This window comes from Hazenella coriacea (genome assembly GCF_004341825.1).
GTDB lineage: Bacteria > Bacillota > Bacilli > Thermoactinomycetales > Thermoactinomycetaceae > Hazenella > Hazenella coriacea.
This window is the reverse complement of the sequence record NZ_SMAG01000002.1, coordinates 409,772-424,993: the sequence shown is the minus strand read 5'-3', so window position 1 is coordinate 424,993 and position 15,222 is coordinate 409,772. Positions and strand designations below refer to the sequence as shown.

Sequence of the window (15,222 nt, the reverse complement as noted above, 5' to 3'; positions counted from 1 at the left end):
AAACCTACTACAAACTACATAAAAAACAGACCTTCATTCCAGTAAGGTCTGTTTTGATTTCGTTAGATCCTTATTTGTTCTCATTTTTAACTACTGATCAAACCAGATTGTAATCACAGTCCCTTCTCCCAACTGACTCTCTAACTCAATTCGAGCCCCATGCGCAATGAGAAGCTGTTGAGCAATCGCCATGCCTAATCCCGTTCCTCCGTTGCGTTGTGTGGTATTCGTCCCTCGATAATAACGCTCAAACAGATGAGATTGCATTTCTTCATCCATGCCAATCCCATCATCACTAATTTGAATCCATAGCTGTCCTTCATTTTTTCCCACAGTTACACGAATCAAGGTTCCTGGAGGATTATGGACAGCAGCATTGCCGAGTAAATTATTTAAAGCACGCTGGAACCATTTTCGGTCCATAGGAATCCAGTATTCATTCATCTCACACTCAAATTCAACCTGATGTTGCTCACCCAGATGACCATTCGCCAAATCAATCACCGAGCGGCGGACGACTTCAACTAGATTCTCCTTATTCTTTTGTAAAGGGAGAGCTTCGTTTTTCAAACGGAAAGTAAGATTGAGGTCTTCAATCAGATTTTCCATATGTCCAGCTTTATCCTCAATGACACTTGCATACGTTTTGATCTCATGTTTCTCCCAATCAAATCCCTCTTCTGCTAGCAACTTGGCATAACCTTTCACGGAGGAGAGAGGTGTTTTTAAATCATGGGAAACTCCTGCAATCCACTCTTCTCTGGTTTTTTCCAAGCGGATTCGGTTCTCCTCATTTTTCTTTAAAATATCTGCTAATTGTTGGAGAGAATCAAAAACTTCTCGATATGTCCGAAAGGGACGACGGAATTCACTGGACGATGGAGATCGGCTAGCTGGTCTCCCTTTCTTATCTTTAGGTTCATCATACTGTCCCTGTGCAAGTGCTTGAATCCATTTCATCATATGGATTAATGGGACTCCCATGCGTTGACCGAAAAAGTAGGCGACAATGATTGTGACTAAGATCGTACTACCAATGAGAGAGTATAAGTAAATCATCCCCCGCAACTCATCTTTTCCGAACTCAACGGCTACTTCTGTCGCCTTAGTAGCTTTTTCTTTTGGATTTACATTTCCAATGATCCAAATAATTTCATGCCCATCTAAGTTTCCTGTGGCATACTTGACTTGTTGAGACTGGTTGATCTCATGAATTAAGTCTCCATGCGTATAAGAAGTAGGAAGAGATGAAGGGCGCTGAGATTGAAAAATCTCCTTTCCTTGATCATTGATGATCTGAACCCACACATGATTGTCCGCAAGTGTATTTAAGACCTCTTTTGAAACTTCCACCTTGTTATTTTCAAGTTTAGTATTGGATTGAATCGTTTTCATCCATAGCTCTGCATTGGGTCTACCTATTACCCAAGTATACTCTTTCCCATCCTTTACTGATGACCAGACGTAAATATCATAGGGTGTTGAGACTCGGTGATATTTATAATCAGCTAGTTGACCTTGGAAATAATGAGTAGGAAAGTAAGAAGGGCGCCCTGATTGATAAATTTCGTTTCCCGATCGATTTAACACTTGAACCCACGACTTTTTTTTCTGTAAATCTTTTAAAATCCTAGGATCAATCTTCACCTTGTGATTAGAGTCAATATCTGTAAACCATGCCACTTCGCTAATATACTTTTCATGCTCAGAAAATAACATAGGCTCAGTACGATTTTCATTTGTGATCGGGAACTCCGTCATCATAAAAACGATTCCGATGATCACGTAAATAACAAAATAAATAAATGGCATGATGAGTAAGCGAGATAAAAAGTGCCACGTAAACCGACCAAATACCTTCATAGAGATCTTCCTTGTGGGGTCACTAATTTATATCCTAATCCCCGAACTGTAACGATCCACTCGGGGCGACTCGGAACTAACTCTATTTTTTCTCGCAAACGGCGAATATGCACCATCACCGTATTCTCATCACCTAAACTCTCTTCTTCCCATACTTGTTCATAAATCTGCTGTTTGCTAAAAATACGATTGGGATGTGAGCATAGGTAGAGTAATAGTTTAAATTCCATTGCTGGACAAGGAACTTCGTGTCCCTCTACCATGAGTAATCCCGCTGATTCATTCACTAAGAAACGACCAAAATCATAAATCTTAGCCGTTTCTTTTCCAGGGGTAGATTGGAACAATTGTAATCGTCTTAACTGCGCCTTCACTCTGGCCGCAATCTCCAAAGGATTAAACGGCTTGGTAATATAATCATCTCCCCCCATACTAAAACCTGTTAATTTATCTAAATCAGTGGTACGAGCCGTTAAAAATAATACAGGTGCATAAGTAAACTGGCGTAACTGTTTACATACATCAAATCCATCACCGTCAGGCAACATCACATCTAAAATAATGATATGTGGTTGGAACTTCCGACAAAGCTCCACAGCCTCTGCTGCATTTGTAGCTGTAGCGATCTGTTGAATGCCTTCTTTTTTCAAGACAATCTGAATTAGGTTTAAAATCTCTACTTCATCATCTACTAAAAGGATTCGTGCATCCATATCTCCAGCTCTCCTTTCTCGACTACTTGAACTGAAACCTGATGTTCTTAACAAAATTATAAAAAAGACTTCAGTCATTCATTCACAGCATGATCCAGAGCCCGTCGAGGAGATGTTTCTCTGCATCAATCTCCAAGCATATTCGCAAAAGCCGTCCCCCATAAAGACATCTCCCCCTCCTAGGTTTTAGTTAGGAGTCGATATTTCGCACGAAATGACTTTGTACCACTACTTAGCGGAACCCTTCGATAAAGGAAAAGAGGAGGCAACTCTCCTTTGAAAGACCTCGATGCCTTTTGCCTTCTCCCGGAATCGAAGAGTGAAGCGAACTTTTCCTCTTCTTTGCAAGGTACAAGCTCATGGAGGGTGAAAATCGGACTCCAACACTCTATAGAGTAGGTGAATATTACCTCATTGACACTGTTGACACTCTCTATCTTAACAAACTCTTTTTTATCCTAATGAGTTGTCTATAAAAATTAAGCCATTATTCAACAAAAAAACGCTAGAGGTAAATTCTAGCGTTTCTTTCATTAGTGATTATGAGTAAGTTTAGGAACAAATAGTCCGAATCCCGCCTCAAGTCTCTGTTTCTCTGCATCAATCTCGAATCGTGTTCGCAAAGCCGTTCGCTTGAGAAACAGAGATCCCCCTAGGATAATTCGATAAAACTTTGCTTAAGCTAAGTAAGGATTAGATTTACCTAACCTGTAATTAATCCTTTCATATTTTTGTTTATAAATTCTTGTATATGAAAAGTAGCATCTTCAATGGTCATCAGCTGTTGAGCAGCAAACATAAATCTCCCTTTTTTCTCATTTAAATCTAACTCATCTGCAAGGAAGCCAATCAACCCTCTAGTTTTAAGATCTAACTCATAGTAACCACTAACATGATTAGAGCTATCCTCTGGTTGATACATAAAGACTAGCTCATCAAATTCTCCAGCTAACCATTCTGTAGGGCGGAATTGAATGATTTGATAACCTCGATTCTGTCTTCCTGTATATCCTTCCTCCTGATGAACCAATCCTAGCGCTCTAAATCCTTCTAAAAAATTCTTTTGGATTCCAACTGGGCGCACTTCAACAAAGTCTCGATCTTCAGCATCTAACCCTCTTTTAATTTCTAGATCAGTTTGAAAGTAATAGCGTGTATTAACTGAACTAACCGGAAGTAGCGCAGGACATACCATATAAAAAGGAAACTCCTTCTCTTCTCCAGGGTAAACCATAAAGTCTTGGTTTGTAATTTGTACGGTTTGGATCGTTTCATTCACATTGATATATGAATCATCCTTTTTATAGGAAGAAGCAAGACGAAACTCTACAGAAAGCCCTTCAATCAACTGTTCTACATCGCCACCTTTAAGAACCACTCTTCCAGTTACAGCTTCACCCATCGTCAATACATCCCGATCTAAAATTAGATCGATAGTTGCCGCTCCCACACCCAAAGATGCAAGAAAAGATTTGAACATATGATCGATCCTTTCAATGATTTTCTTTGATCGTAACACAAAAGTTTAGATGGATGATTGAATATAGAGAGATCGATCACATTTTTGTCCTTGAATTTGAATCGAGTGGTAGGTAGCATAGACACAGTCTCTCGTCCGATACCAATACAGCTGATTATATCGAGAGATCACTTCAAAGCACAACTGTCTGGTTATCCCGATATTTTGATTGATTCCATTGGCATTATCCCCCACAGCTTTTAAGGTCCTTAATAACTGATCACCATTCGCAAATAATTTTCGCTCCCAAGACTCACTCGTTAAAATTTGCACCATATCCTTTTGTCGCAGTATTTCTTTCCAGTGATCCGCAGAATACAAAAGATAAAAAGGGTGAGTTGGCTCTAAACCAAGGTCAAGTTCCACCTCTGATAAAATAGTACGCAATTCATAGAGCATATCGGGCCCATAAGCAGTTGCAAATAACCATCCTCCTGGCTTTAATAGATCATACCAATCCGCAATCGCTTTTTGTGGGTAGTCTAACCACTGTAAAGTGGAGTTGGTTATAACAAGGTCAAAGGTACCAAACTGTTGAATATCCAATTTCTCTGCATTTTCAACGAGTAGCCGAACACGAGAAGGAGGTTGAATCTTTTCTTTCGCCATCTGAATCATCTGTTCTGCAAAGTCAATCGCTATAATGGTCGCTTGAGGAAAATGATCAACGAGTAGTTGGGTTAAGTATCCGGTTCCACATCCTATTTCTAAAATCCGCCCAGCACAAGCCACTTTTTCTTTAACAGAGAGCAACAACCGGTGAGCCAGCTTTCTATGTACATCGGCATATTCATCATAAGTTCTTACCGAACGATTCATGTGTCTGATCAACCGTTCTTTTTTATTCATGACCCCCGTAGCCGCCTCCTTGAGGAATAGGTTTGTATGTATCTATATTTTGATCTCCCCTTATACCATTTAAGAAAACTAAGCATAAAATGAAGAATTCTCTGCATAAAATACAGAAGATTCGGTTTATTATTCAGAGTCATAAACCTCTTTAAACATATAAATGAACATGAAATTGCCCAACAACTAATCTTTACATCCATATGTTGATTTCCCATCATGTTAGAGTCCGTGTTTCGTCTAAAATCATGTCTAACGTCCTACTATTTTAATATATTTAGTCTTTTACTCCTCAGTGTTACAAGTTTCTCGGTATATAAAGAAATTTCCTTCTTTCATTTAAGGTTTCATTTATTTTTACAAAAAAAAGAGCCATCGGTGAATTCCGTTGGCTCTTTAAACCAATGATTTTCATGAATGAATGCGACAAACTCAAAGACTATTTAAAGTTAGTTCAACCAATATATTCCATTATGATTCGATGTACTTCTCTTGATGTAGTTACAGAGTTTACTAGCTCATCGTCAATATAGATATCTAACCAAAGGACACCATCATTCTCTTTACGACCCTTCACTTCAATCACAGCACTATCATGATCGTAGATTCCCCACTTCCAATCGTGTTCAAAGAACTCAAACGGATACACTTCCCAGGAACCTGTTGGCTTATTGTTAACCATTTTAATATAAGGAGATTCTTGGTCATTCAATGCTTCAAAATAACCTTTGTTGACTTGTACCCAGCCCTGATTCGTTTTTTCCCAACGTTTTTGATAGTACTTCCCATCAACCACTTCAAACCCATATAACTCTTCTTCTGTAAAATATTCAGCAGGGAAACAACGATATTTTCCAGTTTGAGGGTCCTTAATTAACTTAGCAGGATCTCCTTCTGCCAATCCTTTACGGCGAAGCTTGTCCAGCTCAACACTTTTGCATGCCACTTCTAATGCTTTGAGCACAAATTCACTTCGCTTCATTTTTCGCTCGCGTACTGCTTCTTCCAAACGAGAGGATAGTTCTGGTGGTAAAGCTGTCACCAAATATTTCTCTGGGTTCATCCGCCAACGCTCTAACCAAGCATCTTCTTCCCAATCATCATCAAGATCAATCCGTGACGGTTCTGGGGTAGAAAAAGGATCGTCCACAAAGTTACTTGATTCAGCAAACTTATCAAGTACATTACTATTTAATGTACTTGGAGCTGGTTCTGGATAGTATTCAGCAGGATTTTGTCCTTCCAACTCAGCCCATTGTTCACTTTCTCTCTGGAGGTCCTCTTCTGTTGGATAGGTTATATCCAAGTTGGTAGAAGTGTTCCGGAGGAATTCTCTCTCTTCCACAGGACCATTATAATTATTTTTTTTAACACTCACCTATGAAACACCCTTTCTTCATGTCATCTTCTAACTCCATGAGCAAATTCAATCACAAATGAATCCAATAAATCCTATCGAGTCACTGGTTCTCTGCTTCATTCTCGTAGCATGTTTGCTAAAGTCATTCACTAGAGAACCAGTGCCCTTCCAAAGTTGATTGGATACAACAATACATTCCCAATTACTTTACATCGATTTTGCTCAAATCGAACTTCTAAGGTAATCATACTTGATCGAATCTATTCTTCCAATCTTTTTAGAGGAAATGAAGATATTAAAATAAGGTAAACGCTAATAACCTTCAGTCAAGTTATAGATAAAGCTCACCATATTTAGCTTGTAAGTAATTCATATACGGTTGAATCGTCAAGTCGGATCCTGTTGCTCTTTGGATAATCTCTTCTGCTGTAAATTTGCTACCATGACGATAGATATTCTCTTGTAACCAACCATGGAGGACTGTAAAATCACCCTGCTCCATTTGTTTTGGGATTTCTGGATGAGCTTGAAGAGCCGCATCATAAAATTGACTACTTAAGATATTTCCAAGTGTATATCCTTGGAACATCCCACCCACATAATCCATATACCAATGGATATCTTGTAACACACCATTTCGATCATCAGGTGAAGAGATTCCTAAGTCAGACTGATAACGCTCCCGCCACGCTTCTGGTAAATCCTTCACACGTAGGTTTCCTTCCAACAGAGCCAGTTCCAAGTCAAATCTGATAATGACATGGAGATTGTAAGTAAGCTCATCCGCATCAGTTCGAATTAGAGAAGGTTTAACCCGATTGATAGCCCGATAAAAATCCTCCATAGACACTCCTCGAAGTTGAGCCGGAAACATCTGTTGTAAATTCGGATAAAAATAGGTCCAAAAATGCCGACTTCTCCCAACAATATTCTCCCATAAACGAGACTGGCTTTCATGAACACCTGAGGATGTACCATCGTGAAGTGGGGTACCTTCAAAATGGGATTCAATTCCTAATTCATACAAAGCGTGACCCGTCTCATGGATTGTACTAAATAAAGCCTCTGATAAATCATTTTCTTTCACTCGGGTTGTGATCCGAATATCTCCATGCGAAAACTTAGTCATAAATGGATGAGGAGCATAATCTTGTCTTCCTCTTGTAAAGTCAAACCCTAGTTGTTTAATCACATCAAGACCAAACTGAATTTGTTGATCTTTGGGGTAATGCTGCAATAAACAAGAATGATCAGCTGGTTCTTGTTTAGTCACCGCTTCTACTAATGGAACCAGTTGCTCTCTCAACTGTGCAAAAAGGGGACGAATCATTGATACCTTCATTCCATGATCAGCATTATCTATGAGGGGATCAGCAATGTGCTCAAATCCTGGGAAATAACTTGCATATTCTCGGCTGAGTTCCACTGTTTTTTCCAAAAAAGGTTCAACTTTTTTAAAGTGATCTTCTTCTCTAGCTTCTACCCAAGCTTGATATGTCTGAGCTGTATGTTGATAAAATTTAGCTACGAAATCAGCAGGAACCAGCATCGATTTATCATATTGGTGACGAGCCACACGAATTAAGCTCGCTTCATCAGATTCATAAGGTTGTGTATTTTCATAAACCAGCAAATCATCTAATAGTTCACCTAAAGCAGGATCCGTTTTCTTCCCATGTACTAACTTAGCTAGTGTAGATAGTTGACTTCCTCTCGATTCTGCGGCAGCTGGAGGCATATATGTACTCTGATCCCAACTCAGAATCGCCATGGCTGATTGAATATCATAGATCTCACGCAGTTTCGCTTTTAACTCACGCAGTTTTTGTTCCATTTTTACCCTCCTTATCTTCCCCTTATTTTACCACAATCATCTATTTCCACGACCCCATTCTAATTTAAAAAACCCCTTCATTTCTAACGTGAAGGGGTTGTATCAGTTAAACAGTCACTTCTTTTTTCAGCTCAAGAGCTGTCGGTTGGACAACCTCAATGGGCCCAACACCTCTCCGAAGCACTTTAGGAAATGCTTGGGTCGGCTTTAACACATTGAGCATGTACTCGATGGCGATCATGGGGTCAACGGTATGACCACAAGTATAACAGTCTAATGCGGCAAAACCTTTTTCTGGGTATGTGTGAATAGATAAATGACTTTCTGAGAGCATAACGAGAACTGTAACTCCTTGAGGTTCGAACTGTTGAGATTGAACAGATAAAATAGTTGCCCCACAAGCAATAGCTGCTTCCTTTAAGTTCGCCTCAAGTAGCGAAAGATCATTTAGTAGATCAAAATCAACACCCCATGCGTCCATGGCTACATGCCTTCCGAAAGTAGAAAATTCCATCTCCATCTCTTTCGGCCCCCTTCCTAGCAAAAAGTTGGTGTGAGCCAAATTCCGCTAGGATCTTCTTGTTCACCACGGGGGAAGGTTAGTCCAGTGAGGTCCCAACCCTTTAAGTGAATCCTGGATCCTACTAGCTCAATTTCACAATGATTAACTTAACACATTCTTAAGCTTACTGCAATACTATTTGGTACATTTAAACCAGCTATTTCATGGAGATTCGATCCAGTGTTAAACATAAGTTTTGAGCTAGAACTACTTGAATAGACTGATGGCTAATCAGCAAAGAGTAATGTAGATAAAACCCATCTTTTTAATCTGTTTTTGTGAGAAATCTAACCAATCTGCTTCACCCAGATATTCATATCTTCAAATTGTCCAGCAATGTGACTATTCTGGATGAGACGTCCCTGATATTCAAACCCAAGCTTGGAAATCACGATATTCATCCCTGTTGAAACAGCACGGGTGAGGGAGAAAAGATTATAAATTTCTTGCTCTTTCATTTTCTTTTCTAAATCATAAATAATGACACTAAGTAAACCTTTCCCTCGGAACTCAGGCTTCGTGGCACAATCTGTGATTTCCGCACAATTATATTTAGTAAAAACATCAGCCGAAGCTGCACTAATGATTTTTCCTTGATAGGTAATCACGCTGAAATAGACATCATTTTCCATATACTCACGTACAAAGGAAGGATCATGCATTGGAGTGGGGTAGGTTTCAAAAACCTGGTTATAGAGATCAGCCAACTCTTCCACATCGGAAAGTGTCGCTTGCCGTAAAGTGAATGCGGGGTCTAACTGGGGAGGTTCTTCAATTTCTAGCTTACGCTCTGCTAATTCTACAATTCGATCTTTTTTCTCTTCGTCCTTACTCACTGCTCTATTTTCATCAATGAATCGAGATAAGATCATCGCTGGCTCTCCATCAAAAAAGCCACTGATTTCCCCTTCATGTTCAAAGCCTAACTCCTGGAATGTGTCTAAATCATCAGGATCTGCATAAATCATCACTTTACCAAGCTCTTTCTGGTCTGCTAGCTCCTCTAAATGTTTGACTAATGCTTCCAATGATGTTTTCGGATATTTCATCAGTTTAATTCGGCTATTATGTTCATCAATCTCCATCGAAACATGCTTAGACATCTTCTCTAATAAAGTCATTCTTCCACAAAAACCTCCCTAAGAATCAATCGTTTTTACTTTTACATCTCACCACACATGTACGATCTTTACAAGTTTTTATTGTAAATTTTCTCTTTTCTATAAAATAGTACCCTTGAGATTTCGATGTAAACGTCTTTCTTCTTATCTTTTCTCTTTTTTATTTTTTCTTCACACAATCTCGGAGGAAAGTTATAACAAAAAAACAGATATTCTAATAAATACATTCATCATTTCCATGACAAATGCTTTATCAACGTGTAACTTTCTTTTGATATGGTCAATATATTATTGATTAGATTTAAGCTATTGATTATTAATCATCATTTCTTCCATCAGGGGGGAGCGTTCATATGTATTTGTCTCCAAGAGATCGTGGTCTTGTGATTCGAGCATTGACTAAAGTATTAGAGTCAGAGCCACCCTATGCAAGAGCCGATGAGTACAAAAAATTATTAGAGAGACTCAAAGATGAGCAACAAGTTTTGGACGGTCCTATCTACTCCGGTGGTTTTCGCTACGATCTGGATGATGTTTAAACGATAACCAATCACTCCTTTTCTTCGTATGGTAAAAGAAAAGGAGTGATTTTCTTGTATAGCATTAAGATTCGTTTATCTAAGCGTCGCTTATATCTTTTGAAGAATGGGAAGGTGTACAAATCTTACCCTGTAGGAGTGGGGAAAGTCGCAACCAAGACTCCAGAAGGAACTTACCGAATTGTCAATCGTGTTCCTTACCCATACTCAAGACCGGGAGGAAAACTGAGTCCATTCGGAACATTATGGTTCGGCTTATCTAGACCTCATTACGGAATTCACGGAACTAACCGTCCTTCATCCATTGGCAAAAGGGTTTCTAGGGGATGTATTCGAATGTATAACCAAGATGTCGAAGATTTAGATCGTTATGTAGGAATCGGTACAACTGTTGTCATTAAAAATTAAAAAATAGGTAGCACCTGATTTCAGGTGTACCTATCTAGATCATTACCAACCCGCTTGGGGATGACGCTTAAATTGGATCTCTTTTAACCACAGATAAGGAGAGTCACTATCTGCCTTCTCCAAAGATTGAGCAGTGATTAAAATGGAGAACAAACGATTCGCTTGTGCATCCTTCAGTAACAAACCAGCATGTTCCTTAGGGAAAGCGATTGCTTTCTCCCATTCATTATTGAGTCGAAAGCAGAATAGATAGCCATCTTCGATGCGATCATATAACCAAGTATAACGAAACCCCTCTGCAGATGCTGAGACAATCTCTTCCCATTCGGGTATGGATAAAATAAGAACAGGCTCTTCGTTTATTTCCCCCCAAACCCCATCTTCAGGTACAGAAGCTTCTTTTACTTTTGGCACAAATGATTTTGACATAAGCCCCCTCCATCTCTTCATTCCTAGATTTACAAATACAGCTCAATTTTATTGATGTTGTCTTTGAACTAAGCAACGCACTAAAGGAGCAATACAAGTCAAATCCCAGTGAGATAAGCCTAACTCCTCAATCGCACCTGTATCTCCTATAATGAGTGTAGGTACAGGATTTTCTGTATGCGTAGGTACTCGTAGGTCTTCACTGTTTCCGTGATCACTAACTAAAACAATGGTATCATTCGTAGCCTTTCGTTTAGTTAGTTCTCCCAAAAAACGATCATACGTTTCAATGACCCAAGATATTAATTGTGGATCTCGCTTATGCCCAGCACGGTCACTTAAGAAAAATTCATGGATGACCACTTCAGCCTGTCGAGCGATTCCTAAACAATCTCTCGCAGCTTGTTCGGGTGTAATCTCATTAACATCAGGGAGAACTTTTTTCAAAGTTTGCCGTGTGATATCATGATAAACAGCCTCCCCAGCTAGTAATTCTGAAAAATAGCGAATCGGTTGCCCACTCGATTGAAGAGCTGCTGTTGTAACAGAGACCCAACCTCTTTGAGTTGCTGGCCGTGCAAAATATTCTTGGGTGTAACTGTTAGCAAATGTAGCTGACCAATCTTTGGCTTGCAATTGAAGATAGATATTATCTTCTTTTACCCAGTTTCGCAAACGGCGGAAGGGTAAGCCACTCATGTGCCTGCCCAGCATTTTTGGAGCGTTGTTCCCTGTGAAAATCGCGGCTTGGCCTGTTGCACTTTGGGGAATACCTTCGACCCCAAGTTTGGAATCAGTGGCTAGAAGAAGAATTTCACTCCCATATTTACCCACAGAGTGATGAGTCAAATAATTTCCATTTAATATCTCTTTGAAAAAAGGTGGATCATAAGAAAACCAAGGGTTGTACTCCGCTTCTTCACCTAATCCTACACCATCAATAAATAAAAGGATCACAGCAATGGCGAACACCTCCAAATCCATGAAAAAAGACAAGCCCTCAACCACAAGATTATCAAAAAAGTGGATCTCAGCTAAATTTAGTATAATGAACATTAGACACTGAAACATCGCAATATCTAATTCGACTTGAGTAAAAATCAGAAATATGTTCTTGATCCAATAACCTAAGAGGGGAGATGTTTCTCTGACAAACGACTTTCGTGGATCCGCTATGAGAGTGGCAGAGACACAACAACCCAATGGTATTTGGATCAATATGTTACTATAATAATTACTCAGATCGAGTTCTAAAACACATCTGATAATGATTGTACCATGGACATTGCTGATATTTTAAAGTAGGACGCCCTTACAAGTAGGAGGATTATAGATGGTAAGATATAGCCAAATGACTAAAGGTGAATTGTTGGATGAAATACAACGACTCGAAAATGAACAAATGAATGCCCTTCGCGAGGGATGGGAAAGTCAAGCTGAAATGTTCAAACAAAAAAGAAACTTAGCTCGTTCCTATCTCGTTGAGCCAACTGCAATCAAACCCAACCAGCTTTATCAGGTGGAAGAACAGGATAGTCTATTTCGTGTCGCTTATCTCAATGGTGTAATGGCTTGGGGACATTTGGAGAATTCCGCAGAAGAAATCGCACTCCCTCTGGCTGTGCTTCATCCCAGATCCCAAAAATGTTGTCAGTCTTCACATACCAAATCTTCATCGAACTAATCACTGTATAATGGCTTCGAGTTTCTCATAGTGACTTCTAATTGTTAATTGATCAACACTCTGTTTTTTTATAAATATTTTTTATGAAAAGATGATTTAACTTTTATTTTTTTGAACATAATACAAATAGGAGGTGTATTTTCCTATGTATTATGTAATTAAAGACTCTGAAAAATTACCCCCCTCTATTATTCATGAGGATAATTATTTTGCTTGGTATAACCCAATGAAGAAAGACCACCGTGTTGAATTTCGTGGTACGATGAATCAGTGCTATGACTTTATGTCTGTACGATACCAGAAGACAAAGCCAAATACACTGATGTAACTACAATTGACTGAATAATTCCAAGAGTTATGAATGAAAATTCTATCCCATTCAATCGGGTGGATGAAACTGAGCATGACTCGAGATCCTTCTTATGTGGATCCTTCGAGAATCTATGGTTATCGTTCAATCAGAGTGTACATCAGATATCAAAATACCTTCATGGAGAGAACGTTAAGTCTGCTTCATGAAGCGAGAAGCATGCTGTTTCTATCTAGATGCAGTTTACTAGGGCTGATATATGAAAACCGGGAGTTTACTACTCCCGGTTGCTCTTTGATTAGGTGTTTATTTTTTTCTTCACAGGTGGAAGAATTTTTTTCGGGTCAACGGTACGCTCAATCATCCAAGTTGAAGGATCATTTTCATCGAATTGTTCCAAGAAGCGTATGACTTCTCTCGTAATTGGGGTTGGTGTAGAAGCTCCAGCGGTGACTCCTACATTTTTCCTCCCTTTTAACCATTCGATATCAATTTCTGTCACATCGGCAACTCGATAAGCTTCTACTCCAGCAATCTCTTCAGCCACTTGAGCCAAACGATTGGAGTTATTACTTCTTGGGTCTCCCACTACAATGACCAGATCAGCATTTTTCGCTTGTTCTGCAACAGCTTCTTGGCGCTCTTGTGTGGCTAGACAAATTTCATTATGAATCTCCACTTGTGGGAACCGCTCACGAACCCTGTTGATCAGATTAGCAATATCCCATTGACTCATCGTTGTCTGGTTTGTTACTAAGAGCCGCTCTGTTTCAAAGTTGAGTTTTTCAATGTCTGATTCGTTTTCTACTAGATGAACATGGTTAGGTGCAACTCCCAAAGCTCCTTCAGGTTCAGGATGACCATATTTACCGATGTAGATAATTTCATATCCTTCTGCTACTTTTTCTCGAATGAGATCATGGGTTCGTGTCACATCTGGGCATGTGGCATCGACCATCGTTAATCCTTTTTCTCTAGCAATCTTCCTTACTTCTGGTGAAACACCATGTGCTGTAAAGATCACAGTTCCTTTATCCACTTTACTTAACAACTCAAGACGGTTTTCACCATCCAAGGTGATAATATCCTCATCTGTAAAAGCATCAACCACGTGCTTGTTGTGCACGATCATACCTAAAATATAAATCGGGCGTGGCAGGTCGAGATTACGTGCTGTTTGTCTAGCCAACACCATTGCGTCCACCACACCATAACAATATCCACGTGGAGTTATTTTTAAAACTTCCATGATTTCTTCCCTCCCGACCCCGAATAATTCTGGTCCGAGGTGTAGTCCACCCTATTATAGCTTATTATCCCACTCCTACCAAGAGAACAATTCTCATTTGGACATAAAAAGTTGGGCTTATGGAACTGGTACATGTGTATAAGTTCAATCATAAGATACATTGTCAAAACACCCAAAAGGAAGTGAATGTTCGTGGTAGAAAAAAAACAGCCTGCACCACCACCAATGCCGCCTGTTAAAAAACCCGCTCCACCTGTTCATCGACCTATAATTCCCCCTAAACGGCCACACGGATGTTACCCCGTCATGCCTAAACCTCAACAACCAGTCATGCGTCCTGTTCATATGCCATGCGACATGAAAATGCTGAAACATATGTATCATCATATGAAAATGTGTCACCATTACGAAATGAAAATGTTAAAAAGATACATGAAGCATTGTAAACATCACAAGCGCTGTGAATCCTCCTCTTCGGGACGGGAGTCTTCTTCCTCCTCATCCTCTTCTTCGTCTCATAGACATCATCGCCGTCACCACCATCATTATGGCTCCTCCTCTTCAAGACGATATTGTGACTCATCTTCCTCAGGTCATGAATCGTCCTCCTCATCCTCCTCATCCTCAAGCAGAAGATACCGATACCGCCCATACGCCCCTTATCGTCCACCTTATGGCTACTGAGCAAACTTACAAAACTAAACAAACCAACCCTTTGATCCATATTGGAAGGGTTGGTTTGTTTTCCAAAATAAAAAACCCCGCTGAACTGCGAGGACTGA

16 protein-coding genes are annotated in these 15,222 nt (G+C 39.6%); 4 read left to right on the top strand and 12 right to left on the bottom strand.

Going from position 1 to position 15,222, the window contains the following annotated elements:
- Positions 1-90: 90 nt before the first annotated feature.
- From EDD58_RS05350 to ablB, 8 genes are all read right to left on the bottom strand, one after another.
- The gene (locus tag EDD58_RS05350) at positions 91-1,863 is read right to left on the bottom strand and encodes an ATP-binding response regulator (RefSeq protein WP_131923803.1); all 1,773 of its coding nucleotides are present in this window, start codon (positions 1,861-1,863) and stop codon (positions 91-93) included.
- Positions 1,860-2,576: a response regulator transcription factor gene (locus tag EDD58_RS05345; protein WP_131923802.1), complete on the bottom strand. Its 717-nt coding sequence runs from the start codon at positions 2,574-2,576 to the stop codon at positions 1,860-1,862. The genes EDD58_RS05350 and EDD58_RS05345 overlap by 4 nt, the downstream gene beginning before the upstream one ends.
- A 703-nt stretch (positions 2,577-3,279) precedes the next feature.
- The gene (locus tag EDD58_RS05340) at positions 3,280-4,056 is read right to left on the bottom strand and encodes a sporulation protein (RefSeq protein WP_131923801.1); all 777 of its coding nucleotides are present in this window, start codon (positions 4,054-4,056) and stop codon (positions 3,280-3,282) included.
- 45 nt (positions 4,057-4,101) lie between these two features.
- Positions 4,102-4,944 carry a methyltransferase domain-containing protein gene (locus EDD58_RS05335; RefSeq protein WP_131923800.1) on the bottom strand — a complete coding sequence of 281 codons (843 nt, stop codon included), beginning with the start codon at positions 4,942-4,944 and terminating at the stop codon, positions 4,102-4,104.
- Between the two features lie 454 nt (positions 4,945-5,398).
- Entirely contained in the window at positions 5,399-6,322 is a 924-nt protein-coding gene (locus EDD58_RS05330) for a ribbon-helix-helix domain-containing protein (RefSeq protein ID WP_131923799.1), read from the bottom strand.
- A gap of 313 nt (positions 6,323-6,635) precedes the next feature.
- Positions 6,636-8,138 carry a carboxypeptidase M32 gene (locus tag EDD58_RS05325; RefSeq protein ID WP_243648657.1) on the bottom strand — a complete coding sequence of 501 codons (1,503 nt, stop codon included), beginning with the start codon at positions 8,136-8,138 and terminating at the stop codon, positions 6,636-6,638.
- Between the two features lie 106 nt (positions 8,139-8,244).
- Positions 8,245-8,652: an adenosylmethionine decarboxylase gene (gene speD, locus EDD58_RS05320; RefSeq protein ID WP_131923974.1), complete on the bottom strand. Its 408-nt coding sequence runs from the start codon at positions 8,650-8,652 to the stop codon at positions 8,245-8,247.
- Positions 8,653-8,987: 335 nt separating this feature from the next.
- Complete coding sequence (gene ablB / locus EDD58_RS05315) at positions 8,988-9,803, bottom strand: putative beta-lysine N-acetyltransferase (protein WP_165875816.1); 816 nt, start codon at positions 9,801-9,803, stop codon at positions 8,988-8,990.
- A gap of 371 nt (positions 9,804-10,174) precedes the next feature.
- On the opposite strand from ablB, the gene EDD58_RS05310 reads away from it, so the two are divergent.
- Together EDD58_RS05310 and EDD58_RS05305 are read left to right on the top strand one after the other, a co-directional pair.
- Positions 10,175-10,360: a hypothetical protein gene (locus EDD58_RS05310; RefSeq protein ID WP_131923796.1), complete on the top strand. Its 186-nt coding sequence runs from the start codon at positions 10,175-10,177 to the stop codon at positions 10,358-10,360.
- A 45-nt stretch (positions 10,361-10,405) separates the two neighbouring features.
- Positions 10,406-10,768, top strand: a complete 363-nt coding sequence (locus EDD58_RS05305; protein ID WP_424321649.1) for a L,D-transpeptidase — start codon at positions 10,406-10,408, stop codon at positions 10,766-10,768.
- Between the two features lie 42 nt (positions 10,769-10,810).
- Here EDD58_RS05305 and EDD58_RS05300 read toward each other — a convergent pair whose 3' ends face one another.
- Positions 10,811-11,197, bottom strand: a complete 387-nt coding sequence (locus EDD58_RS05300; RefSeq protein WP_131923795.1) for a hypothetical protein — start codon at positions 11,195-11,197, stop codon at positions 10,811-10,813.
- Between the two features lie 48 nt (positions 11,198-11,245).
- Positions 11,246-12,181: a peptidase gene (locus tag EDD58_RS05295; RefSeq protein ID WP_165875815.1), complete on the bottom strand. Its 936-nt coding sequence runs from the start codon at positions 12,179-12,181 to the stop codon at positions 11,246-11,248.
- A gap of 349 nt (positions 12,182-12,530) precedes the next feature.
- Between EDD58_RS05295 and EDD58_RS05290 the strand changes: the two genes are divergently transcribed.
- Both EDD58_RS05290 and EDD58_RS05285 read left to right on the top strand, forming a co-directional pair.
- Positions 12,531-12,881: a DUF1811 family protein gene (locus EDD58_RS05290; protein ID WP_131923793.1), complete on the top strand. Its 351-nt coding sequence runs from the start codon at positions 12,531-12,533 to the stop codon at positions 12,879-12,881.
- A 145-nt stretch (positions 12,882-13,026) separates the two neighbouring features.
- Positions 13,027-13,209 carry a hypothetical protein gene (locus EDD58_RS05285; protein ID WP_131923792.1) on the top strand — a complete coding sequence of 61 codons (183 nt, stop codon included), beginning with the start codon at positions 13,027-13,029 and terminating at the stop codon, positions 13,207-13,209.
- Between the two features lie 280 nt (positions 13,210-13,489).
- Here the strand turns inward: EDD58_RS05285 and EDD58_RS05280 are convergent, their stop codons facing one another.
- Both EDD58_RS05280 and EDD58_RS14780 read right to left on the bottom strand, forming a co-directional pair.
- A complete protein-coding gene (locus tag EDD58_RS05280) occupies positions 13,490-14,440 on the bottom strand; it encodes a 4-hydroxy-3-methylbut-2-enyl diphosphate reductase (protein WP_131923791.1) in 951 nt (316 codons plus the stop codon).
- A 328-nt stretch (positions 14,441-14,768) separates the two neighbouring features.
- Complete coding sequence (locus EDD58_RS14780; protein WP_165875814.1) at positions 14,769-15,092, bottom strand: hypothetical protein; 324 nt, start codon at positions 15,090-15,092, stop codon at positions 14,769-14,771.
- Between the last annotated feature and the right edge of the window lie 130 nt (positions 15,093-15,222).